Here is a 23,057-nt window from a genome sequence, read left to right on the forward strand (position 1 = left end):
GTGGCGGTGGCCGCGCGGGCACCCGCCGCGGCGACCGCGGAGCCCACGCCACCGTCGGCGCCGCCAGCGATGGCGCCACCCTCGCGGAAACCGGCGAAGGCGCTCCCGCCCCCGGTCACGGTGGCGGTCGCGCCGGAGAGCAGCCCCGCCCCGCGGTACCGGATACACGTCCGCAACGTGGGCAGCTCGCCGGTCGACACGACGGTGCGCCAGGAGCTGCCGCCCGGCGCCTCGGCCACCTCGATCAGTTCCGGCGGGCGAGCCACCCGCGCCGGCGGGTCCGCCACCGAGGTGACCTGGCGGTTGAGGCTGCCCGCGCACAGCAGCACCACGCTCGGCACGGCGCTCGCCGCGACCGCGCCGGGCCAACCGATGACCGCGCCGGCCTGCGCGTTCACCAGCGACGGCAGCCGGCCGTACGACTGCGCCACAGCCACCTGGCAGGCGGCGGCGACGCCGGCGGCGGCCGAGGTCACCGAGGCGCCGGCCTGGCGGCGGATCCCGGTGCTGCTGGCCGGGCTGGCCGTCCTGCTGCTGCTCTGCGCCGGTGCGTTCTGGGTGTGGCGTCGCCGCCGGCGTGGGCGGCGGATGACGGCCGCCGCCCTGGCCGCCGGCGGGGCGCCCGACGACGGACGCGGGACGGTCTATCCGCGTCCGTCGTCCCCGAGCCCGGCGCGGCGTCGGCGTACCCCGCCGGTCTGGTTGCTGGTCGGCGCGGCGGTGGTCGTGCTGGCCGGCGTACTCGGTGCTGCCGGCTGGACAGCGACCCGGCGGGTGGCGGCGATCGACACCCAGAAGCAGCCGACCAGCGGCGCGTGGATGGGCACCGCGGTGTCCGGCCCGGTCGGCATGCCGCTGCGCGAGTCGGCGTTCGAGTTCACCGTGTACCGGATGTCGTGCGGTGCGGCCGGCTCCGCCGGGCCGGCCGACGGCGGCGGTACGGCGCCGGCCGCGGGTCGGCGGTGCCAGGCCACGGTCGGTGTGCGCAACGTCACCGGCGATCAGCAGCCCTGGCACGGCCAGCTGCAACGGGCCTACCTGCCGGGCGGGCGCTGGGTGAGCACCGACGAGCCGGCCACCCAGGCGGCCAACCTGGGTCGGGACGTCTTCGCCGATCCGGTGGCCGCGGGCACCCGGGTGGTGCTCCCGCTGGTGTTCACCGTCGACGGGCGGGACCCGCCCCGGCAGCTGGAGCTGCGCAGCGGGGTGTTCTCCGCCGGCGTGCGGGTGGACATGCCCTGACCGGCGGGCGGGCGGCGGTCGTACCCTGGGGTCCGTGACCGCCGCCCTCGCCCCCGCCGTGCTCGACGTGGCGGCCTGGCAGGCCCGCCGCCGGGCCCACGAGGAGCGGGTGGACGGCTGGCTGACCCCGCACCTGGCCCGCCGGCGCCGCGGCGAGCGGCACCCGGTGGCCGATTTCCTCTTCACCTACTACTCGCACCGTCCGGCCCAGCTGCGTCGCTGGCACCCGGGCGCGGGGGTCGAGCTGCGTGGCGCGGATCCGGCCGATTTCGGCCGGGACTACCGCGCCACCACCGTCGGGGTCACCCTCGACACCGAGGCGGTACGGGCGCGACGCAGCGACTCGATCGGCTGGATCCGCTCGCTGCTGGCGGCCACCGCCGGGCGGACGCCGCACTTCGGCTGCTTCGGGATGCATGAGTGGGCGATGGTCTACCGGCAGACCCGTGAGGAGCTGCGGCACAACGCCTGGCCGTTGCGGCTGGACCCGGAGCGGACCGCCGCGATCGTCGAGGAGCGGGGCGTGCGGTGCAGCCACTTCGACGCGTTCCGGTTCTTCACGCCGCCGGCCCGGCCGTTGAACGTGCTCACCCCGACCCGGGAGACCCAGCACGCGCACGAGCAGCCGGGCTGCCTGCACGCGAACATGGACCTCTACAAGTGGGCGTACAAGCTGTCGCCGCTGCTGCCCTCGGAGCTCGTCGCGGACTGCTTCGAGCTGGCCCGGGAGATCCGCACCCTGGACATGCGGGCCTCCCCGTACGACCTGGCGGCGTTGGGTCATCCGCCGGTGCGGGTGGAGACGCCGGAGGGCCGGGCGGAGTACGCCGCCGCGCAGCGCGGCTTCGCCGACCGGGCCGCCGTGCTGCGCGACCGGTTGCTCGCCGCCGTGCCAGCCTGACCTGCTCGCCGCCGAGCCAGCCCGACTCAGCTCTCCGGGCGGGTACGCAGGCCGTCGATGAGCAGCGCGACCACCGCTGCCATGTCATCGTCGAGGCCCGGTTCGCTCCACTCGGTGCGGTGGGACGGGTGGTGGAAGCGGGCGGTGGCCTGCAACAGCGCCCGGCCGGCCACCGCCGGGTCGGGCACGCTGAACTCGCCGGCCGCCAGCCCGTCCGCGACGATCAGGGTGAGCTGGCCGGCGAGGACCTCAAGGTGCTTGGCGACCGCGCCCTCGGAGAGGGTGGCGAGCTGGTGGAAGTTGTCGAACAGCTCCGGGTCCTCGCGGGCGATCCGGCGCTTGGTGCCGCTCAGCTCGGCGAGCCACCGGCGCAGCCGCTGCGGGGCCGGACCGGGGCCGGTGGCCACCTCGATCAGCGGGGTGGAGACCCGCGCCAGCCAGCGGTCGGCGACCGCATCGCGCAGCGCGGCCTTGCTGGCGAAGTGCCGGTAGACGCTGCCGTGGCTGACGCCCAGCGCCCGGGCGACGTCCAGCACGGTGGCCTTGGCGGGCCCGTACCGGCGCAGCACCTCCTCGGCGGTGTCGAGGATGCGGTCGGCCGTCAGGGCGGTGGCGTCGCTCATCCCTCCAGCCTTCCTGACCGCGCGGACGGCCGTGGCGCGGCCCCCGGCCGGCGGTCGCGCCACGGCCCGGCGGTCATGCCCGCTCGCTGTCCAGGAGCGCCATCTGCGCCTCGTCGTAGCGGCTGCCGGAGGCCGCGCCGGCCGGGACGGCGGCCTCGATCGCGGCCAGGTCCGCCGCGGTCAGGGTGATCGCGGTCGCACCCAGCGCCTCGGTCAGCCGGTCCCGACGCCGGGCGCCGATCAGGGGCACGATGCTCTCGCCCCGGGCGAGCACCCAGGCGATGGCGATCTGCGCCACGGTGACGCCGCGAGCCTCGGCGATGGCGCGCAGGGCGTCCACCAGGGCGAGGTTGCGGTCCAGGTTGGCGCCTGCGAACCGGGGCAGGTGGCCTCGGAAGTCGGCGCCGGCGGTCTCCCGCTGCGCCGTCCAGTGGCCGCTGATCAGGCCCCGGGACAGCACTCCGTACGCGGTGATCCCGACGCCCAGCTCGCGCGCTGTCGGCAGGATCTCGGCCTCGGGGTCGCGGGAGATCAGCGAGTATTCGATCTGGAGGTCGGTGATCGGGTGCACGGCGTGCGCCCGGCGCAGCGTCTCTGCGCTCACCTCGGACAGGCCGATGTGCCGGACGTGACCGGCCTTGACCAGCTCGGCTAGGGTGCCCACCACCTCCTCCACGGGCACGTCCGGCGTGAGCCGGGCGGGGCGGTAGATGTCGACGTGGTCGGTGCCGAGACGGCGCAGGGTGTACGCCAGGAAGTTCTTGATCGCGGCGGGTCGGACGTCGACGCCGTTCCAGCCGCCCTCGGCGTCGCGCAGCGCGCCGAACTTGACGCTGATGACGGCGTCGTCCCGGTTGCGACCGCGCAGCGCGTCGCGCAGCAGCATCTCGTTCTGCCCCATGCCGTAGAAGTCACCGGTGTCCAGCAGGGTGACGCCGGCGTCGAGCGCGGCGTGGATGGTGGCGATGCTCTCGGCCTCGTCGGCGGCGCCGTAGAGGTCGGACATGCCCATCAGGCCGAGCCCGAGTGCGGAGACGGTGGGGCCGGTGGTGCCGAGGATGCGGGTGTTCATGGGTCTTCCTCTCCTGGGTGACCCGTTGAGCGTACATCCTTTGGCTGACAGATTCCAGATTCTGTCATCCAGTAGCTGCAAGGACCCGGAGCCTGCCCAGGGAATTGGGACGAACTACTCGCCGTCGACGCGGCGGTCGCGCTTGCGCTGGGACTGACGCTTCTTCTCGGCCAGCCGGCGCTCCTTGGCTCCCCGGGACGGGCGCGTTGCCCGGCGCGGCGGAGGTGGGGGCGCCGCGGCCTCGCGCAGCAGCGCGGCCATCCGCTCACGGGCCGCCTCCCGGTTGGCCAGCTGCGCCCGGTGCTCACTGGCGGCGATCGTCAGCACCCCGTCCACCAGGCGGTTGGCCAGCCGGGCCAGCGCCCGGGACCGGACCGACTCGGGCACGGCCGGCGAGTTCGCCAGGTCATAGCTCAGCTCGACCCGGGAGTCGGCGGTGTTCACGCCCTGCCCACCGGGCCCGGACGAGCGGGAGAAGCGCTCCCGCAGCTCCCCGGCGGGGACGACCCACCGGTCGGTCACCCGCAGTCCGTCGTCCACGCCCCGAGGCTAACCCGCACCGCCGCTCCCGAGGTCACCGGTGCGGTGGTTCACTCTGCGTCGTCGACGGGCTGGGCGCCGGGCCCGCGGTCTCGTCGTCGGAGCCGACCGCGGCGTACGCCGCCGCGCCGACCAGCAGCAGCGCGATCACCCCGGCCTTGGTGGCGACGGCCCGGATCAACAGCCACGCGCTGCGCCGGACACCCGGCACCGACTTCTTGACGATCTGATAGTCACTCCACCCACGCCGCGCCCGGGTGTACGCCGACCCCACTGCAATTCCGATGACCAGGCCCACCAGCAGGAGGACCACGAGAAGAGGACGCTCCACCTCAGCCAGTATCCATACCGAGCGTGATATTTCCATGGCCCGATGCTCTCCGGCCGGATATCCGACAGTGGCGGCGATCCCACGGGCCCCCGAAGGGCTGTCCGGGCAGCTCAGCCGCCCTTGCCGATGATCGTGTCGGCGGTCTGCTGCACCTGCTCGATCGGAATGGCGAAGCCGATGCCGATCGAGCCATTGCCGTCGATGGTGGCTATCGCGGTGTTCACCCCGACCACCTCCCCACGGGCGTTCACCAACGGTCCACCCGAGTTGCCGGGATTGATCGACGCGTCGGTCTGCACCGCGCTGTGCCGGTTGTTGCCCAACCGCACCTGACGGTCCAACGCGCTGACGATTCCCGCGGTTACCGTCCCGGACAGACCGAGCGGCGAGCCCACCGCGAGCACCGGCTCACCGACCCGCGTGGCACCCGGCTTGGCCAGCGGCAACGGGGCGAGCCCGGCCGACGCGGGCACCTTCAGCACCGCCAGGTCGCTGCGCGGCTCCCGGCCGACCACCTCGGCGGCGTACCGGCGGCCGTCGGGCAGCTCCACCGTCACCGGTCCGCCGCCACCCTTGGCCAGGATGTGGTCGTTGGTGATGAGGTGCTGCTCGTCGTCGACGGCGAAGCCCGAACCGGTCGCGGACGAGCCGTTCGCGCCGCCGGCGAGCACCGACACCACTCCGGGTACGGTCCGCTCGGCGGCGGTGACCAACTCCGCCGGCACCGGGGCGGCGGACGCCGCCGCCTCGCCGGGAGCGCCGTCCCGACCGGCCACCACGCCACCGGCCACGGCGCCCGAGACGGCGGAGAGCGCCACCACCGCCAGCGCGGCGAGCAGTCGGCCCGGCCGCCGTCCGCCGGGGTCCCGCCCGTTGCCGGGGGCGTCCCAGAACCCGCGGCCGTCCGGGTCGAGTTCCGGCGAGATGAACCAGGGACCGCGCGGTTCGCCCAGTCCGGTCTGCACTGCCATGCGTACTCCTCACGGTCGAAGTCCGTTGCGCGCGGCGGATCAGGGAAGTCGGGAGAACCAGCGCATCGAGCCGGCGGCGGCACCCATCGCGAAGACCAGCCCGAGGCCGATGAACCGGGCCGAGACGTCCTGCCGTTCGGTGCGGTAGCCGACCGAACTGCCGATGTCGTCGTAGACGGCGCGCAGTTCCTCGCTGGTGCTGGCCTCGTGGAACATCCCGCCGGTCTCGTCGGCGACCGCCTTGAGGGTCTGCCCGTCGACCGGCACCTGGATCGGCCGCCCGCCCCGGTCCACGAACCCGGACGGGGTGCCGAACGAGATGGCGTGCACTGGCACCTCCGCCGCCACCGCTTCCGCCGCCGCCTCCATCGGGTCCATCCCGGAGGTGTTCGCCCCGTCGGAGAGCAGGATGATCCGGGCCGGCGGGGTCTCCGTGGCAGCCTGGCTGTCCAGGCTCTTGACCGCGCCGAGCGAGGTGTTGATGGCCTCGCCGATCGCGGTGCCCTGCACCCCGGTCACCCCCTCGGCGAGCCGGCCGATCCCCTCCTCCAGAGCCTCCCGGTCGGTGCCGGGCGGCACCAGCACGGCCGCGCTGCCGGCGAACGCGACCAGACCGACGTTGAACTCGTCGGGCAGGCCGTCGACGAAGCGCCGCGCCGCCTGCTTCGCCGCGGTCAGCCGGTCCGGGTCGACGTCGGTGGCGAGCATGGAGGTGGACACGTCCACCGCCACCATCACCGTGGCGCGTTCCCGGGGCACCTGGACCTCTGCGGTGGGCCGGGCGAAGCCGACCACGAGCAGGGCCAGCATGGCCAGGAACAGCCCGGCGGGGACGTGGCGACGCCACGCCGGCCGATCCGGAGCCACCCGGTCCAGCAGCCGCAGGTTGGTGAAGCGGACCGCGTACCGGCTGCGTCGGCGCTGCATCACCAGGTACGCGACGACCAGGGCGAGCACGCCGAGCAGCAGCCAGAGTCGCAGCGGCGACTGCCAGATCACGCGGCACCTCCCCGGACGACTCCCGCCGGCGCGGCGGCCAACCGACGCTGGGCGTGCACGTGCCGGACGATGTCCGCGCTCCAGTCCCGGTCGGTGCGCAACGCCAGGTGGGTGGCCCCGCTGCGCCGCAGCGCCTGGTGGACCTGGTCACGCTGCGCGGCGGCGGCCGCGGCGTACCGCTCCCGCAGCCGACGGTCCGATGTGCACACCTCGCGTCGGCGGCCGGTCTCCGGGTCGACCAGCGTGATCAGGCCGACGTCCGGCAGCTCCAGCTCACGCGGGTCGGTCACCTCGATCCCCAGCACCTGGTGCCGGACGGCCAGCCGGCGCAGGGTCCGCTCCCAGGGCGGTGGCTCGTCGGGGTCGTCGGGCAGGCCGTCGAGGAAGTCGGAGACCACCACGACCAGACCGCGTCGGTTGGCGACCCGGTGCAGGGCGTCGAGCCCGTCCGCCAGCTCGGGCGACCCGACCGGCACCCCGACCGACGGCCCGGGCCGGTCGCCGGGTGCGGTGCCGCGGGGTACGGCCAGCAGCGCGCGGAGCAGGCCGAGCAGGTGGGTACGCCCACTGCGGGCCGGGAAACGCCGGACCCCGTCGGCGCGCAGCACCTGGGCCCCGAGCCGGTTGCCGACCCCGGCGGTCAGGAAGCCGATCGCGGCGACCGCGGCCACCGCCAGCTCCCGCTTGTCCAGGTCCGCGGTGCCGAACTCCATGCTGGCGCTGGCGTCGACCAGCAGCCAGGTGGTCAGTTCCCGGTCGGCGTCGACCTGCCGGACGTGCGGCACGGCGGTCCGGGCGGTCACCGCCCAGTCCATCCGGCGGACCTCGTCCTCGCCCGGCCGGTACTCGCGACTGCCGGCCGGTTCGCTGCCCGGCCCGGGCAGCAGGCCGCGGTACTGGCCGTGCAGCAGGCCGTTCAGTCGGCGTGTGACGGTCAGCTCCAGGCGGCGCAGCCGCTGGTCCGGAGCCAGCTCGGCGAGGCCGGGATCGGCCGGCGCGACGACCGCGCGCCTCATGCCGCCGCCAGGTCGGGGGCCTGCTGCGGGTGGCTGTCGGCCAGCCGGGGCGGTGGCACGGCCTCCACCAGCCGGCGGACCACGCCCTCGGCCGAGACCCCGTCGGCCACCGCGTCGAAGGAGAGCACCAGCCGGTGCGCGAGGACGTCCACCGCCAGCTCGCGGACGTCCTCGGGCAGCACGTACTCCCGCCCGCGCAGCAGCGCCCGGGCCCGGGCGGCCGCGACCAGGCCGAGGGTGGCCCGCGGGCTGGCCCCGTACGCCAGCAGTGACGCGATCTCCGGTAGCCCGAACCGGCCCGGGTCGCGGGTGGCGAGGATGAGCCGGACCACGTACTCGGCCAACGCGTGGTGGACGAAGACCCGCTCGGCGTGGGCCTGGAGGTCTTGCAGCCGTTGCGCGTCGAGCACCTGGCGCGGGCTCGGCCGGTCGGTGCTCATCCGGTAGAGGATCGCCAGCTCGTCGGCGTCGCTCGGGTAGTCCACGACCACCTTCATCATGAACCGGTCGCGCTGCGCCTCCGGGAGCTGGTAGACCCCCTCGGACTCGATCGGGTTCTGCGTCGCCAGCACCAGGAACGGCGTCGGCACCGGCCAGCTGCGGCCACCGATGGAGACCTGCCGCTCCGCCATCGCCTCCAGCAGCGCCGACTGGACCTTGGCGGGGGCCCGGTTGATCTCGTCGGCGAGCACGAGGTTGGCCATGATCGGGCCCAGCTCGATGTCGAAGGTCTCCTTGGAGGCCCGGTAGATCCGGGTGCCGACGATGTCGGAGGGGACCAGGTCCGGAGTGAACTGGATCCGCGAGAAGGTCCCGCCGACCACGGTGGCGAGGGTCTGCGCGGCCAGCGTCTTGGCCACGCCGGGGACCCCCTCGAGGAGGCAGTGCCCGTTGGCGACCAGGGCGGTCAGCAGGCGTTCGACGAGCCGATCCTGCCCGACGATCACGCGTTTGACCTCGAAGAGGGTCTGTTCCAGCTCGACGCCGGTCGGCTCGGCTTCGACCGGGCTGGGCACGCTGGCCAGGGTGTCCGAGATGTCCGTCACGGTGCTTGCTTCCCGGGGCGGCCGCCCGGCAAACGTCGGATTATCAGCGCGCAAGTGCCCGATGGCGCCCCGACCCGGGATGAACGGTCCGGTCGGGTGACAACCGCCCCGGGACGACACGAGCCACGCGTGCGGCAGCAGACCGGGTGCAGGGCGAAGCCGCCGGGGCGGGCCGGCGGCCTCATCGGGACAACCCCGGGTGCCGGCCCCTGTCCGGGGCCGGCACCCGGACCGTCAGGAAATGTGGACGACCAGGTGGAAGCCCAGGTCCGCCGCAGCCCCCGCCGAGTTGCGGGTCTGCACGAACACCCCGTTCGGCGTGCCGAGCCGGGGCGCGACCGAGACCTCGCCGGACGGCGGGACGCAGCAGGAGTCAGCGCGGCCGACGGTGGCCGCGAAGGTGCCGGTGGTGACGATGTGACCGAACTGGACCTCGTACTGGCCGACGCCGTACTTGATCACGGTGCCAACGCCGCGCGCCTTGGTGCCGTTGGCGTTGACGACCACGATGCTCGTGCTGGCGGCGAGTGTGGTTGCGGCGCCGGACTTCAGTGCGGCTTTCGCCTTGCGTGCGGACTCCGCCGTCACCGGCGGCTGGGCGTTCGTGCTGCGGGCCGCCGGCTGGACGGTCTCCTCCGGCGCCTTCGCGGTCGGCTGGGCGACGGCGATCCCGCCGCCGGCCAGGCTCAACCCCAGGACAGCGAACGTGATTGCCGCCGCCTTACGTCGGAAAGATGTGCTCATGACAGGTCCCCCTTGTGTGACCGTGCGAATTCGGCCGACCCGCAGGGCGGGACGGATGACTGCCTGTAATAGGTGGACGACGACAATGAGACCGGAGGAAGTTATCTCACGCGCACCTGGTGAGGTTGATTTCTCAACGATCCAGATCCGGTCTGAGCTGGGATTACTACTCAGAGTTGCGTCGTTTAGGCCAGATGGAACGTAGCATCGGAAAAAGCCGAACGTCAATAGTTGATCTCGCTTTATCGAGCTGTCGGTCAGCCGTCAGATAATTGTGAGATGTGAGCGCATCACCATTCATGAAAATGGGATCCGGGGGTTACCGCTAGGCTCACCGCCATGATCGTCGACGCCCCGTCCGCACCGGCCCGACGCCGCGCCGACCGGATCGGTACGGTGCTCTGCTGGCTGGCGGTCGTACCGACGGCCGCCTGGGCCGCCGCCCGGCTGGCCGGCCTGGACCGGGGGCCGCTGGTGCAGGCGCTCGCCTTCACCCCGTACGTCGCGGGCTGGAGCCTGCTGGCCCTGACCCTCACCCTCGCCCTACGGCGCTGGTGGCCGGCGGCGGTCGCGGCGCTGGTCGCGGCGGCGCTGCTCAGCGTGGTCGCACCCCGGGCCCTGGCCTCTCCGCAACCCGCGACAGGCGGGCCCACCGTGCGGCTGCTCACCGCAAACCTGCTCGCCGGCTCCGCCGACGCGCGGACGCTGGTCGAGCTGGTCCGGCGGCACCGGGTGGACGTGCTCACCGTGCAGGAGTTCACCCCGGACGCGCAAGCCGCCCTCGATCGGCTCGGTCTCGACCAACTGCTGCCCCACCGGCAGCTCAACGCGCAGGTCGGCACGCCCGGCTCGGGGCTCTACTCGCGCTGGCCGATCACCGACGCCGGTGTCCGGCACAACCGCCGCGGCTGGGGCTTCAGCCAGGCGTACGGCACGCTGGCCGTCCCCGGCGCGCCCCCGGTCCGCGTCGAGTCGGCCCACCCCTCGGCGCCATACGCGCTGGACCAGGTCGGCGCCTGGCGTGACGACCTGACCGCCCAGCCACCGGCCACTCCGGACGGTGGCCTGCGGATCCTCGCGGGGGACTTCAACGCCACCCTCGACCACGGCCCGCTACGGGCCCTGCTGCGAACCGGCTACGTCGACGCCGCCGACGCCACCGGAGCGGGGCTGACCGGCACCTGGGGCCCGTACGACGGCGACCTGATCCCGCCGGTCACCATCGACCACGTGCTGATCGATCGCCGGATAGCCGCCCGGACCGTGACCGTGCACGACCTACCCGGCACCGACCACCGTCCCGTGCTGGCCACCCTCCGCCTCCCGGCCACCTGACCCGCGGCTCCCACGCCCCGCCCTGCCCCGATCCGGGCGGGGGTGGAGATCCGGGTCAGACGGGGGCGGGGGCCAGTCCGTAGGTGAGGGCGTCGACCAGGGCGTGCCAGCTGGCTTCGACCACGTTGGGATGCACGCCCACGGTGGTCCAGTCCCGGCCGCCGCTGTCGGCGGTTTCCAGCAGCACCCGGGTGACGGCGCCGGTGCCGTGGCTGCCCTCCAGGATGCGCACCTTGTAGTCGGCCAGCTCGAAGTCGCGCAGCTGCGGGTAGTGCCGGGCCAGCCCCACCCGCAGCGCCTCGTCCAGCGCGTTGACCGGACCGTTGCCCTCGGCGGTGGCGATCACCCGCTCGCCGCGTACCCGGATCTTGACGGTTGCCTCGGAGACCACCGCGCCGTCCTCGCGGTGCTCGACCAGCACCCGGTACGACTCCAGCGTGAACGGCCGGGCCGGGCCGCCCTCCGGAAGCTCCGAACGGACCAGCAGCTCGAAGGAGGCGTCCGCGGCCTCGAAGGACCAGCCGCCGGCCTCCAGTTCCTTGACCCGGTTGGTGACCCGGGTCAGCGCCTCCGGTCGGCCGGCCAGGTCCAGGCCGAGCTCACGACTCTTGAGCTCGACGCTGGCCCGGCCGGCCATCTCGGTTATCAGGATCCGCATGTCGTTGCCCACCACCGACGGGTTCACGTGGTTGTAGAGCAACGGGTCGACCTTGATCGCACTCGCGTGCAGCCCCGCCTTGTGGGCGAAGGCCGCGGCCCCGACGTACGCCTGGTGGGTGTCGGGGGCGATGTTGGCGATCTCGGCGATGGCGTGCGAGACCCGCACCATCTGCGCGAGGCAGCCCTCCGGTAGGACGGGCATGCCCAGCTTGAGTTCGAGGTTCGCGACGACCGCGAAGATGTCGGCGTTGCCGGGCCGCTCGCCGTACCCGTTGGCGGTGCCCTGGACGTGGCGGACCCCCGCCTCGACCGCGGCGATCGTGTTGGCCACCGCGCAGGCGGTGTCGTTCTGCGCGTGCATGCCGAGCAGCCCCGCGTCGATCCCGAGCCGGTCGGTCAGGTCGGCGATCACGGCGGTCACCTGTGATGGCAGCATGCCGCCGTTGGTGTCGCAGAGCACCATCCGCTCGGCGCCGGCGGCCAGCGCGGTCTGCACCACGGCCGCGCCGTACGCCGGGTCGTGCCGGTAGCCGTCGAAGAAGTGTTCGCCGTCGACGAAGACCCGTCGGCCCTCGCCGACGAGGTGGCTGACGGTGTCGTGGATCATCGCCAGGTTCTCCGCGCCGGTGGTGCGCAGCGCGCGCTCGACGTGCCGGGTGTCGGCCTTGGCGACCAGTGCCACCGCCGGGGTGTGCGCGTCCAGCAGGCCGCGTACCTGGGGATCGTCGGCGACCGCCACACCGGCCTTGCGGGTGGCGCCGAACGCGACCAGCACGCCGTGCCGCAGATCCAGCTCCGTGCGTGCCCGGCGGAAGAACTCGGTGTCCTTGGGCACCGCGCCCGGCCAGCCGCCCTCGATGAAGCCGGCGCCGAACTCGTCGAGCAGCCGGGCCACCGCCAGCTTGTCGACCACCGAGTAGGTGAGCCCCTCGCGCTGGGCGCCGTCGCGCAACGTCGTGTCGTAGACCTGGAACGTCATCAGGATCCTTTCTCGGAGCAACAAAAAGACCCCCCGCGGCTGCGGGAGGTCTGCGCGCTCGGCGGAGGGAGGGCCGGCGCGCTAGGTCGCAATAATCAGGGCGGTGCTGGTCACGATCGCTACTCTGCCACCGCTCCCCTGATTTTGGGAGGAACAGTCCACATCGCGGGATGGTGACGCACCGTTGGCCGACCCGGACCCTCCTCCGGTCTCGGGCACAACCCCCCGCTCGTGATCGGCTTCACAAGTCACCTGCCCGCCCACCGGCGAAAACTCGCCTACGGAAGCATCTGGAACCGATCCAGTTATCGGGCCCTGTGCCGCTCCCAAGGAGGACCCTTGCTCACTGTCGGTGACCGCTTCCCCGAGTACGAACTCACCGCCTGTGTGTCGCTGGACGCCGACAAGGCGTTCGAGACGCTCAACCACAAGTCCCACGAGGGAAAGTGGCGGGTGGTCTTCTTCTGGCCGAAGGACTTCACCTTCATCTGCCCGACGGAGATCGCCGAGTTCGGCCGGCTCAACGGCGAGTTCGCCGACCGGGACGCGCAGGTCCTGGGGGCGTCGGTGGACAACGAGTACGTCCACTACGCGTGGCGCAAGGACCACCCGGACCTGCGGGAGCTGCCCTTCCCGATGCTCAGCGACATCAAGCGTGAGCTGGCCGCCGCCTGCGGCGTGCTCGGCGAGGACGGCGTGGCCCAGCGGGCGACCTTCATCATCGACCCGAACAACGAGATCCAGTTCGCCATGGTGACCGCCGGCTCGGTCGGCCGCAACGTCTCCGAGGTGCTGCGGGTGCTCGACGCGCTGCAGACCGACGAGCTGTGCCCGTGCAACTGGAACAAGGGCGGCGAGACCCTCGACGCCAGCGCGCTCCTCGCCGGCGCCGGAGCCTGACCATGGGTCTGGACGCGATCAAGGCGGCCCTGCCCGAGTACGCCAAGGACATCAAGCTCAACCTGGGCTCCACCGTCGGCACCTCGACGCTGACCCCGGTGCAGGCCTGGGGCACCGCGCTGGCCTGCGCGGTGGCCGCCCGCAACCCGATGGTGCTGCGCGAGATCGCCGCCGAGGCGCTCGGTCACCTCATGCCGGAGGGTGTCGAGGCGGCCAAGGGCGCCGCGGCCATCATGGCGATGAACAACGTCTACTACCGGGCCAAGCACCTCATCGGCGACGAGCAGTACGCCTCGATGCCGGCCCGGCTGCGGATGCAGATCATCGCCCGGCCGGGGGTGGACAAGGGCGACTTCGAGCTCTGGTGCCTCGCCGTGTCGGCGATCACCGGCTGCGGGGTGTGCCTCGAGTCGCACGAGAAGACGCTGCGCGGCAGCGGCTTCACCCGGGAGCAGGTGCACGAGGCGCTGCGAATCTCCGCCGTGGTGCACGCCGCGGCGGTCACCCTGGACGCCGAGGCCGCGCTGGCCTGAGCAGGTACGCCCCGACGGGCCGACGCCGCACCGCGGCGTCGGCCCGTCGCCGTTTCCGGCCCCCGGCGACCGGGTAGCTCCTGCGGGGACGCACTCACCTACGCCGTGCGCATCGGCGACAGTCAGGAGTGAACGGCATGGACAGGATCGACCCGCACGCGACGCACGCCGCGCCGGAGCCGCTGCGCGGAGGCGACCAGGGCACCGTGCCCGGGGGCGCCCCGGCCGGCGCCTTCGACCCCTGGCGCTACCGCGACCAGGCCGGGGTGGCCGACGCCGACCTGGTCGGCTACGCGGTCGAGGCCACCGACGGTGGGATCGGCAAGATCGACAGCGCCAGCCACGAGGTGGACGGCAGCTACCTGGTGGTGGACACCGGCCCGTGGATCTTCGGCAAGAAGGTGATGCTGCCGGCCGGCACGGTCAACCAGGTCGACCACGACCAGCGCACCGTCTCCGTGGACCGGACCCGCGACCAGATCAAGGCCGCCCCGGAGTACGACGAGACCAGCCACAGCGACCCGCACTACCGCAACCAGCTGGGTGGCTACTACGACGAGACATACGGCGCACTCCCGCCCGGCACCGGGCGGTAGCCGATCGGACCCGACGGCCGGTGGGGCCTTGTCCCACCGGCCGTTACCGTGTCAGCGTGGACGCCATCGAGGACAACCGAAACATCTCGCTGCCCGCGACCTTCAACTTCCGCGACGTCGGTGGCTACCCCGGTCACGACGGCCGCACCGTGCGCCGGGGACGGCTCTACCGCTCGGACTCACTGCACCGCCTCAACGAGAACGACCGGGACGCGTTCGCCGCGATCGGCATCCGCACCGTCATCGACCTGCGCCGCCCGCACGAGGTGGAACGGGACGGCCGGGTGCCGTCGTACCAGGGGCTGACCTACCGGAACATCCACCCGGAGCACGCGGAGTGGGGCGAGCAGCCGTACCGCGAGGGCGACAGCCTGGCGCGCTACCTCGCGGACCGGTACGCCGCCCTCGCACAGACCGGCACCGGCGGGTTGGCCGAGGCGATCGGGTTGATCGCCGACTCGGCCAACGCCCCGGTGGTGGTGCACTGCGTGGCCGGCAAGGACCGCACCGGCATCGTGTGCGCGCTGACCCTCGCCGTGCTGGGCGTCGACGACACCGACATCGTCGCGGACTACGCCCTCAGCACCGAGGCGTCCGCCCGGTTCAGTGCCTGGCTGGCCGCCAACAACGTGGTTGTGGGGGACGTGCCGGCACCGTTCCTGGCCTCGCCCGCCGAGACGATGGAGCTCTTCCTCGCCGAGCTGCGCGAGGGGTACGGCTCGGTGGAAGGCTACCTACGCCACGCCGGGGTGACCGACGCGCAACTCACCACCCTCCGCGACCACCTGCTCGACTAGGGCGGAGGCGTCAGAGGACCCGGTGCACCCAGCCCTGCGGGTCGGTGGCCTCGCCACGCTGGATGTCGACGAGCTGTTGGCGCAGCGCCATCGTGACCCGGCCCGGTTCGCCGCCGCCGATCAGGAACTCGCCGTCGGGGAAGCGGACCCCGCCGATCGGGGTGATCACGGCGGCGGTGCCGCAGGCGAAGACCTCGCGGAGCCGGCCGCTGGCCGCGTCGGCCTGCCAGTCGGCGAAGGTGACCGGCCGCTCCTCGACCCGGTGCCCGGCCGCGCCGGCCAGCGTGAGGACCGCGTCCCGGGTGATGCCCGGCAGGATCGTGCCGGTCAGCGGCGGGGTGACCACCGTGTCGTCGTCGTAGACGAAGAAGACGTTCATGCCGCCCAGCTCGTCGACGAAGCGGCGCTCCACCGCGTCCAGGAAGACCACCTGGTCGCAGCCGGCCTCGATGGCCTCGGCCTGGGCCGCCAGTGACGCGGCATAGTTGCCACCGCACTTGGCGGCACCGGTGCCACCGGGCGCGGCCCGGGTGTAGTCCGGCGAGACCCAGACGGTGACCGGCTTGACGCCGCCGCTGAAGTACGCCCCGACCGGCGAGGCGATCACCATGTAGAGGTATTCGTTGGCCGGGCGGACACCGAGGAAGACCTCGCTGGCGAACATGAACGGCCGCAGGTAGAGACTGCCGTCCGCGCCGGTCGGGATCCACTCCCGGTCGACCTCGATGAGCTTGTGCAGCGAGTCGATGAAGACCTCGGCCGGCAGCGTCGGCATCGCCATCCGCTGCGCCGAGGCGGCGAACCGGGCGGCGTTGGCGTCCGGCCGGAACATGGTCACGCCACCGTCGGCGGTCCGGTACGCCTTCAGCCCCTCGAAGATCTCCTGCGCGTAGTGCAGCACCGCGCTGGCCGGGTCCATCGGGATCGGCCCGCGCGCCTCCACCCGGGCGTCGTACCAGCCCTTGCCGTCGGCGTACCGGACGGTGACCATGTGGTCGGTGAAGACCCGGCCGAACCCGGGGTTGACCAGCAGGGCGGCCCGGTCGGTGGCGGATACCGGCGCGGGATTCGGACGGATCTCGAAGTCGAGCTTGTCACCACCGCTCATCGCGCTGACCTCCCTGCGGGACAACGGCATGCGGGATCGCACACCGACATGGCTGTGCCAGAAACTTACCCCGAACGGTCGTTCAGCGGGTAGCGCCGCCCGGGGCATGGACGACCCCGGATGGCTCCTCGCCGGACCGACCGGCGCGCGGCCGTGGGCGGCTCAGGCTACGGCGTGTGCGGCGAGCCGGTCGCCGACCTCGGCGGTACGCAGCGCCACACCCGGCGTCCGGCCGGCCAGCTCGGCGGCGACCGCCGCGTTGACCCGGGCCGCGGCCTCCGCGTGCCCGAGCTGCTCCAGCAGCAGCGCGGCGGAGAGCACCGCGGCGACCGGGTCGGCGATGCCCTGCCCGGCGATGTCCGGCGCCGAGCCGTGCACCGGCTCGAACATGGAGGGGTACGCCCCCTCGGGGTTGATGCAGCCGCTGGCGGCCAACCCGATCCCACCGGTGACCGCGGCGGCGATGTCGGTGAGGATGTCGCCGAACAGGTTGTCGGTGACCACCACGTCGTAGCGCTGCGGCTGGGTGACGAGGAACATCGCGGCCGCGTCGACGTGCTGGTACTCGGTGGCGATGTCCGGGTGCTCGGCGGCGACCGCGTCGAAGGCCCGCGCCCAGAGCGAACCGGCGTGGGTGAGCACGTTGGTCTTGTGCACCAGGGTGACCTTGCGCCGCTCCCGGCGGCCGGCCCGGGCGAACGCGTCGCGGATCACCCGCTCCACGCCGTGCCGGGTGTTCAGGCTCTCCTCGGTGGCGACCTCGGCGGGTGTGTCGCGGTGCAGCGAGCCGCCGGCTCCGGCGTAGAGCCCCTCGGTGCCCTCACGCACCACTACGAGGTCGACCTCACCCGGCTTGACGTTGCCCAGCGGGCCGGCGACCCCGGGCCAGAGCCGGGACGGGCGCAGGTTGACGTACTGGTCGAAGGCGAACCGGAGCTTGAGCAGCAGCCCCCGCTCCAGCACTCCCGGCGGGACGGTCGGGTCGCCGACCGCGCCGAGCAGGATCGCGTCGTGGCCGGCCAACTCCGTCAGCACCGAGTCGGGCAGCACCTCTCCGGTACGGTGCCAGCGGGCCGCGCCGAGGTCGTACTCGGTGGCCTGCACGCCGGGCAGCACGGCGTCGAGGACCTTGCGGGCCTGCGCGACCACCTCGGGCCCGATGCCGTCCCCGGCCACCACCGCGATCCGCGCCACGCCCGCACTCCTCTGTTCGACTGCACCGTCGCCGCAACGGTACGTCTCCGTCCCGCCTCCCGGTACGCAGCTTCCACGATGTGGGAAGGACGGATACACAGCACCCTCTCAGGCGGGACTCATGTGGCGGTCATCTCCGCTGCCTACCGTGGGGATCAGCGGGTCACGGGGGCCTGCGAACCGGGGGTCACCGACGACGCGACCCCAACTGCGAGGGGGCAGATGCCATGCGCATCGACGAGCAGCCGCGGACCCGCTGGCCGGACCCGTCGGCGTTCCGGAACCGCCGGCCGGACCTCCGGCTCGGCAGCCGGCGGCAGCGGATCGACCCGGCGGCCGCCAGCCAGGGCCGGATCGCGGTGCAGCACACCGTGCGCACCCCGACCGCCGAGTACACGCTGCTGCTCAACGCCCCCGAGCGGCTCGGCCGCCGGGGCGTCGGCGAGGCACTGCGGGACAGCGTCGCGGAGCTACGCGCCATCGACCTCACCTACGGCCCGAACCGGCCGGAGAGCCTGGTCTCCAGGCTGCGTCGTGGCGAGATCAGTCCCGACTCGTACCCCCCGCTGGCCGACCTGGTGGACCGCTGCACGGCGATGCGCGCCGCCACCGACGGGTGGTTCGACGCCTGGTCGGTGCCGGGCGGCTTCGACCCGGGCGGCCTGCTCGGCGGCTGGGCGGTGGAGCGCGCGGCCGCCCGCCTGCGCGCCGCGGGCATCCACGACTACGCCGTGCTCACCGGCGCCGACCTGGTGGTCCGCGGCCGGGCGCCGCACGGCGGGCCGTGGCGGGTGGCGGTGCACCACCCGACCGCGCCCGAACGCGCGCCGCTGCTGCTGGAGATGACCGCCGGCGCCGTCGGCACCTCCGGGGTGACCGGACGACAGGGGCACGTGGTGGACCCGCACACCGGCGAGCCGGCCAACCACCTCGTCGCCGCCACGGTTGTCGGCCCCGACCTGACCGTGGCCGACGCCTACGCCACCGCGCTCTACGCCGCCGGCCCCACCGGGCTGGCCTGGTTCCGCGGCGGCTCCGACTATCGCGCGCTCTTCGCCCACCGGCGCTGAGCGGGACGTCGTCGCACCGAGCCCGCCTCCCCGCGGTGCTCCGGCCCGGTTGGCACCTCGGCCGGTCGGGCTGCGATCGGCCCCCACAGCCTCGGCAACGGCCGTGGGGGCCGGTCAGCGACGAGTGCGCGTGGCTCGCACAATCGAGGGGTGCGGACCGGTCGGGGCCGGACGTCGACCGCGCCACCCGAAGACGGGCCGACGCCGCGAACTCGGCCAGTGACCGCAGTCGGTACGCTAGCGAATCGACGCAACTCGACGCAAGAGTCTCCACAGCGGACCGTCGCGGCCGGAGCGTGGCAGATCAGTGATTGGCCTGCGGCGAGGCAGTTTCGACATGGTGAACGACGGATGGCACGCTGTCCGCCGTGAGTTTCGATCTGAGCGTGTGGGCCCTGGAGGACGGGGCGACGCCCGAGGACGTGCGGGCCGCGGTCGAGGGTTGCCGGCAGGGGCGGCACGTGGACCGTTACCCGGACCCCCGAGTGGTGGCCTTCTACCGGGCGATCACCGCCTCGTACCCGGACCGGCACCCCGGCCCGGACAGCCCGTGGGCGGTGGCGCCACTGCACGCCGCCCACGACCATGTCGAGCTGAACCTGCATCCGACCTGCGCGGACCAGGTGCTGCTGGACATCGAACGGCTGGCCGGCGAGCACGGGCTGATGCTGTTCGACCCGCAGGACGGCTCGGTCTACCCGCCCCCGGCCCGGCTGCCCGGCTGACCCGGGCGGGCGGCAGGACCACCCGAGCCCGGGTACGACAAAGGGGCCCAGCGGATCGCCGGGCCCCCCGTGGTGCTGCCGTGACTACTCGTCGCGCAGGTCCGCCGCGCTGGCCGCCGTCGCGCCGATCGAGTCGGCCGCCGAGGTGAGCAGGTCCGCGCCGAGCGCCTGGTCGACGGTGAGCGTCATCAGCGTCTCGCCACCCGCCTCGCGCCGGGCCACCTGCATCGCGGCGATGTTGATGCCCGACTCGCCGAGCAGGGTGCCGACGGTGCCGACGACGCCGGGCCGGTCGGCGTAGCGCAGGAAGAGCAGGATGCCCTCCGCGCCGATCTCCACGTCGAAGCCGTCCACCTCGGTCAGCTTCAGGACGTCGCGAGCGCCGGAGTGGGTGACCGTGCCGGAGACGCTGACCGTCCGGCCGTCCGGCAGCGCGCCACGCACCGTGACCAGGGTGGGCTGCTCCGCCGTCTCGGCCAGGCTGGCCAGGGTGACCTCGACGCCACGCTCGGCGGCCAGGTGCGGGGCGTTGACGTAGGTGACCTGCTCCTCGACGACCGAGCTGAACATGCCCTTGGTGGCGGCGAGCTTGAGCACCGACACGTCGTGGCTGACGATCTCGCCGCGGACCTCGACCGTGACGCTGGCGGCGACGCCGCCGGCGACCGCGGTGAAGGCGCGGCCGAGCTTCTCGGCCAGCGGGAGCAGCGGCCGCACGTCCTCGGCGACCATGCCACCGGCCTGCACGTTGACCGCGTCCGGGACGAACTCGCCCTGCAACGCCAGCTTCACGCTCCGGGCCACCGCCAGGCCGGCCTTGTCCTGCGCCTCGTGCGTCGAGGCACCCAGGTGCGGGGTGGCCACCACGTTGTCGAAGGCGAACAGCGGGGAGGAGGTGCAGGGCTCCTTGCTGTAGACGTCGACGCCGGCGCCGGCGACCCGGCCCTCGGCGATGGCGTTCGCGAGCGCCTGCTCGTCGACCAGACCGCCGCGGGCGGCGTTGACGATGCGCACGCCCGGCTTGACGATCGCCAGTTCCTTCTCACCGATCAGGCCCACGGTCTCGGGGGTCTTCGGCAGGTGGATGGAGATGAAGTCGCTCTCCCGGAGCAACTCCTCCAGGCCCACCAGGCGTACGCCGAGCTGCGCCGCCCGGGCCGGCTGGATGTACGGGTCGTACGCGATCAGCCGGGTGCCGAACGCGGCGATGCGCTGCGCGAAGAGCACCCCGATGCGACCGAGCCCGACCACGCCGACGGTCTTGCCCTGCACCTCGACGCCGGTGTACTTCGACCGCTTCCACTCCCCCGCCTTGAGCGCGGCGCTGGCGCTGGCGGTGTTGCGGGCCACGGCGAGGAGCAGAGCGACGGCCTGCTCCGCGGCGGAGACGATGTTCGAGGTGGGCGCGTTGACGACCATGACGCCCCGCGCGGTCGCGGCCGGCACCTCGACGTTGTCCAGCCCGACGCCCGCCCGGGCGACCACCTTGAGTCGCGGTGCGGCGGCGATCGCCTCGGCGTCGATCTGGGTCGCGCTGCGCACGATGACGGCGTGGGCCTCGGAGAGCGCCGAGAGCAGGGCCGGACGGTCGGTGCCGTCGACGTGCCGGACGTCGAAGTCGTGGGCGAGCACCTCGATGGCGGCGGGGGCGAGTTCTTCGGCGATCAGTACGACAGGATTCATCGGTCCTCGTAGAGGTCGTGTTTACGATCGGCGCGGGCGGCGAGGCGCCGCACTGCGCCCTGCGCTGATCCGTGCCGTGGCCGTCAGGTGCCGGCTGCGCACCTACCCGCGATCGTAGGGGCCCCGCTGGTCGGCATGTTCGGGTCTTCGGGGTGAGGGCCCTCACACGCCGGGGCGGACGCCGGACATCGCCCGTTCACCCGACCGTCATCGCTGCCGGGCCCGGCGGGTCGCACGCTCAACGGACATGTCCCGGGCGGCCGACGCCACCGGCTCGGTGCTCAGCGTCACTCGGTCCAGCATGTGAGCATCGACAAGCTGGACGCGCGGGGCCGTCCGGCCGCGTCAGGACGACCGGACGGCCCCGCGGCGGCGTCAGGCGGTCTCGGTGATCGGGCGGTCGACCCAGCTCATCATGCCGCGCAGCTTCCGGCCGGTCTCCTCGATCGGGTGCGCCGCACCCTCGGCCTGCCACTTGGTGAAGTTGGGCCGGCCCGCCTCGTCCTCGGCAACCCACTCGCGGGCGAACTCGCCGGACTGGATCTCCCCGAGGATCTTGCGCATCTCGTCCTTGACCCGGGAGTCGATGATCCGCGGGCCACGGGAGAGGTCGCCGTACTCGGCGGTGTCGGAGATGCTGTACCGCATCTTCGCGATGCCGCCCTCGTACATGAGGTCGACGATCAGCTTCAGCTCGTGCAGGCACTCGAAGTAGGCCACCTCGGGGGCGTAGCCCGCCTCGGTGAGCACCTCGAACCCGGTCTGCACCAGCGCCGCCGCGCCGCCGCAGAGCACCGCCTGCTCGCCGAAGAGGTCGGTCTCGGTCTCCTCGGTGAAGGTGGTCCGGATCACGCCGGCGCGCGTGCCGCCGATCCCCTTGGCGTATGCGAGGGCGAGCGCGAGCGCGTTGCCGCTGGCGTCCTGCTCGACGGCGACCAGGCAGGGCACGCCCTTGCCGTCGGCGTACTGGCGGCGGACCAGGTGGCCGGGGCCCTTCGGGGCGACCATCGCCACGTCGACCTCGGCCGGCGGCTTGATCAGCCCGTACCGGATGTTGAAGCCGTGGCCGAAGAAGATCGCCTTGCCCGGGGCGAGGTGCGGGGCGATCGACTCGGTGTACAGGGCACGCTGGGCGGTGTCCGGCGCGAGCACCATGATCACATCGGCCTCGGCGGCGGCCTGCGCCGGCGTGACGACCCGCAGGCCCTGCTCCTCGGCCTTGGGACGGCTCTTCGAGCCCTCCGGCAGACCGATCACCACGTCGACGCCGGAGTCGCGCAGCGACAGCGCGTGGGCGTGGCCCTGGCTGCCGTAGCCGATCACCGCGACCTTCTTGGCCTGGATCAGGCCGAGGTCGGCATCGTCGTCGTAGTACACCTCAACGCTCATGAGACTTCCCTTTCGTACGACGGCCCGGACGGCCCGTCGTGGTCTGTGCGGATGGGTCAGGCGGCCCGCAGCGCGGGACCGGCGGTGATCGAACGCGAGCCGCGCCCGATCGCCACCAGCCCGGACTGGACCATTTCCTTGATGCCGAAGGGCTCGAGGTCGCGCAGCAGCGCGTCGAGCTTGTCCGGGGTGCCGGTGGCCTCGATGGTCAGCGTGTCCGGTGCCACGTCGACCACCCGGGCGCGGAACAGGTTGACGGTCTCCAGCACCTGGGTCCGCGCGGACCGGTCGGCGCGGACCTTCACCAGCAGCAACTCCCGGGCGACCGAGACCTGCGGGTCCAGCTCGACGATCTTGAGCACGTTCACCAGTTTGTTGAGCTGCTTGGTGACCTGTTCCAGAGGGGACGACTCCGCGTTGACCACGATGGTGATCCGGGAGACGTCCGGGTTCTCGGTCTCACCGACGGCGAGGCTGTCGATGTTGAATCCGCGCCGGGAGAACAGGCCGGAGACCCGGGCGAGCACGCCGGGCTTGTTCTCCACGAGCACGGACAGGGTGTGCATCGTCATGCCACGACCTCGCTTCGCCCGGTCGCGCCCT

The 23,057-nt window shown here is 73.0% G+C and carries 24 protein-coding genes; 9 read left to right on the top strand and 15 right to left on the bottom strand.

From position 1 onward, the window contains the following. Positions 1-1,242: hypothetical protein (locus ACWD6N_RS25150; protein WP_450005192.1), on the top strand; the 1,242-nt coding region annotated here is incomplete at its 5' end. 34 nt (positions 1,243-1,276) lie between these two features. Then, positions 1,277-2,143, top strand: a complete 867-nt coding sequence (locus ACWD6N_RS25155) for a 3-methyladenine DNA glycosylase (protein ID WP_354966974.1) — start codon at positions 1,277-1,279, stop codon at positions 2,141-2,143. 26 nt (positions 2,144-2,169) lie between these two features. Here the strand turns inward: ACWD6N_RS25155 and ACWD6N_RS25160 are convergent, their stop codons facing one another. The 9 genes from ACWD6N_RS25160 to ACWD6N_RS25200 all read right to left on the bottom strand — a co-directional run bounded on the left by ACWD6N_RS25160 (position 2,170) and on the right by ACWD6N_RS25200 (position 9,485). Then, a complete protein-coding gene (locus ACWD6N_RS25160) occupies positions 2,170-2,766 on the bottom strand; it encodes a TetR family transcriptional regulator (RefSeq protein ID WP_354966975.1) in 597 nt (198 codons plus the stop codon). 73 nt (positions 2,767-2,839) lie between these two features. Next, on the bottom strand, positions 2,840-3,838 hold the full coding sequence (locus tag ACWD6N_RS25165; protein WP_449938733.1) for an aldo/keto reductase: 999 nt from the start codon (positions 3,836-3,838) through the stop codon (positions 2,840-2,842). Between the two features lie 114 nt (positions 3,839-3,952). Continuing rightward, complete coding sequence (arfB, locus tag ACWD6N_RS25170) at positions 3,953-4,378, bottom strand: alternative ribosome rescue aminoacyl-tRNA hydrolase ArfB (RefSeq protein ID WP_121654221.1); 426 nt, start codon at positions 4,376-4,378, stop codon at positions 3,953-3,955. Positions 4,379-4,412: 34 nt separating this feature from the next. After that, the gene (locus tag ACWD6N_RS25175) at positions 4,413-4,709 is read right to left on the bottom strand and encodes a hypothetical protein (RefSeq protein ID WP_354966977.1); all 297 of its coding nucleotides are present in this window, start codon (positions 4,707-4,709) and stop codon (positions 4,413-4,415) included. Between the two features lie 110 nt (positions 4,710-4,819). Beyond that, on the bottom strand, positions 4,820-5,680 hold the full coding sequence (locus tag ACWD6N_RS25180) for a S1C family serine protease (RefSeq protein ID WP_354966978.1): 861 nt from the start codon (positions 5,678-5,680) through the stop codon (positions 4,820-4,822). Between the two features lie 39 nt (positions 5,681-5,719). Beyond that, positions 5,720-6,679 (bottom strand): VWA domain-containing protein, encoded by a 960-nt coding sequence (locus ACWD6N_RS25185; RefSeq protein WP_354966979.1) that lies wholly within the window; start codon positions 6,677-6,679, stop codon positions 5,720-5,722. Further along, the gene (locus ACWD6N_RS25190) at positions 6,676-7,695 is read right to left on the bottom strand and encodes a DUF58 domain-containing protein (RefSeq protein ID WP_354966980.1); all 1,020 of its coding nucleotides are present in this window, start codon (positions 7,693-7,695) and stop codon (positions 6,676-6,678) included. The genes ACWD6N_RS25185 and ACWD6N_RS25190 overlap by 4 nt, the downstream gene beginning before the upstream one ends. Continuing rightward, positions 7,692-8,741 carry an AAA family ATPase gene (locus ACWD6N_RS25195; protein WP_354966981.1) on the bottom strand — a complete coding sequence of 350 codons (1,050 nt, stop codon included), beginning with the start codon at positions 8,739-8,741 and terminating at the stop codon, positions 7,692-7,694. Before ACWD6N_RS25195 ends, ACWD6N_RS25190 begins: the two co-directional genes overlap by 4 nt. A gap of 234 nt (positions 8,742-8,975) precedes the next feature. Next, a complete protein-coding gene (locus ACWD6N_RS25200) occupies positions 8,976-9,485 on the bottom strand; it encodes a hypothetical protein (protein ID WP_354966982.1) in 510 nt (169 codons plus the stop codon). A gap of 339 nt (positions 9,486-9,824) precedes the next feature. Between ACWD6N_RS25200 and ACWD6N_RS25205 the strand changes: the two genes are divergently transcribed. Continuing rightward, positions 9,825-10,820, top strand: coding sequence for an endonuclease/exonuclease/phosphatase family protein (locus ACWD6N_RS25205; RefSeq protein ID WP_354966983.1), 996 nt, complete (start codon positions 9,825-9,827; stop codon positions 10,818-10,820). Positions 10,821-10,875: 55 nt separating this feature from the next. Here ACWD6N_RS25205 and cimA read toward each other — a convergent pair whose 3' ends face one another. Then, positions 10,876-12,459: a citramalate synthase gene (gene cimA / locus ACWD6N_RS25210; protein ID WP_354966984.1), complete on the bottom strand. Its 1,584-nt coding sequence runs from the start codon at positions 12,457-12,459 to the stop codon at positions 10,876-10,878. A 339-nt stretch (positions 12,460-12,798) separates the two neighbouring features. On the opposite strand from cimA, the gene ACWD6N_RS25215 reads away from it, so the two are divergent. The 4 genes from ACWD6N_RS25215 (at position 12,799) to ACWD6N_RS25230 (ending at position 15,285) form a co-directional block, all read left to right on the top strand. Next, positions 12,799-13,359 (top strand): peroxiredoxin, encoded by a 561-nt coding sequence (locus tag ACWD6N_RS25215; RefSeq protein ID WP_089017338.1) that lies wholly within the window; start codon positions 12,799-12,801, stop codon positions 13,357-13,359. A gap of 2 nt (positions 13,360-13,361) precedes the next feature. Beyond that, positions 13,362-13,892: a carboxymuconolactone decarboxylase family protein gene (locus ACWD6N_RS25220; RefSeq protein ID WP_354966985.1), complete on the top strand. Its 531-nt coding sequence runs from the start codon at positions 13,362-13,364 to the stop codon at positions 13,890-13,892. A 137-nt stretch (positions 13,893-14,029) separates the two neighbouring features. Further along, positions 14,030-14,488 (top strand): PRC-barrel domain containing protein, encoded by a 459-nt coding sequence (locus ACWD6N_RS25225; protein WP_354966986.1) that lies wholly within the window; start codon positions 14,030-14,032, stop codon positions 14,486-14,488. A gap of 56 nt (positions 14,489-14,544) precedes the next feature. Continuing rightward, on the top strand, positions 14,545-15,285 hold the full coding sequence (locus ACWD6N_RS25230; protein ID WP_354966987.1) for a tyrosine-protein phosphatase: 741 nt from the start codon (positions 14,545-14,547) through the stop codon (positions 15,283-15,285). Positions 15,286-15,295: 10 nt separating this feature from the next. Here ACWD6N_RS25230 and ACWD6N_RS25235 read toward each other — a convergent pair whose 3' ends face one another. Both ACWD6N_RS25235 and ACWD6N_RS25240 read right to left on the bottom strand, forming a co-directional pair. Further along, positions 15,296-16,393, bottom strand: coding sequence for a branched-chain amino acid aminotransferase (locus tag ACWD6N_RS25235; protein WP_354966988.1), 1,098 nt, complete (start codon positions 16,391-16,393; stop codon positions 15,296-15,298). Between the two features lie 162 nt (positions 16,394-16,555). Next, entirely contained in the window at positions 16,556-17,587 is a 1,032-nt protein-coding gene (locus ACWD6N_RS25240; protein ID WP_354966989.1) for a 3-isopropylmalate dehydrogenase, read from the bottom strand. Positions 17,588-17,814: 227 nt separating this feature from the next. Between ACWD6N_RS25240 and ACWD6N_RS25245 the strand changes: the two genes are divergently transcribed. Beyond that, positions 17,815-18,657, top strand: coding sequence for an FAD:protein FMN transferase (locus ACWD6N_RS25245; protein ID WP_354966990.1), 843 nt, complete (start codon positions 17,815-17,817; stop codon positions 18,655-18,657). A gap of 368 nt (positions 18,658-19,025) precedes the next feature. Beyond that, positions 19,026-19,382, top strand: a complete 357-nt coding sequence (locus ACWD6N_RS25250) for a hypothetical protein (RefSeq protein ID WP_089017345.1) — start codon at positions 19,026-19,028, stop codon at positions 19,380-19,382. An 84-nt stretch (positions 19,383-19,466) separates the two neighbouring features. On the opposite strand, the gene serA is transcribed toward ACWD6N_RS25250, so the two are convergent. The 3 genes from serA to ilvN all read right to left on the bottom strand — a co-directional run bounded on the left by serA (position 19,467) and on the right by ilvN (position 23,026). After that, on the bottom strand, positions 19,467-21,065 hold the full coding sequence (serA, locus tag ACWD6N_RS25255) for a phosphoglycerate dehydrogenase (RefSeq protein WP_450005193.1): 1,599 nt from the start codon (positions 21,063-21,065) through the stop codon (positions 19,467-19,469). Between the two features lie 375 nt (positions 21,066-21,440). Continuing rightward, positions 21,441-22,454, bottom strand: a complete 1,014-nt coding sequence (gene ilvC, locus ACWD6N_RS25260; RefSeq protein WP_354966992.1) for a ketol-acid reductoisomerase — start codon at positions 22,452-22,454, stop codon at positions 21,441-21,443. A gap of 56 nt (positions 22,455-22,510) precedes the next feature. Beyond that, positions 22,511-23,026: an acetolactate synthase small subunit gene (ilvN, locus tag ACWD6N_RS25265; RefSeq protein WP_089017348.1), complete on the bottom strand. Its 516-nt coding sequence runs from the start codon at positions 23,024-23,026 to the stop codon at positions 22,511-22,513. Positions 23,027-23,057: the final 31 nt, after the last annotated feature.

Source organism: Micromonospora sp. NPDC005163 (genome assembly GCF_053599835.1).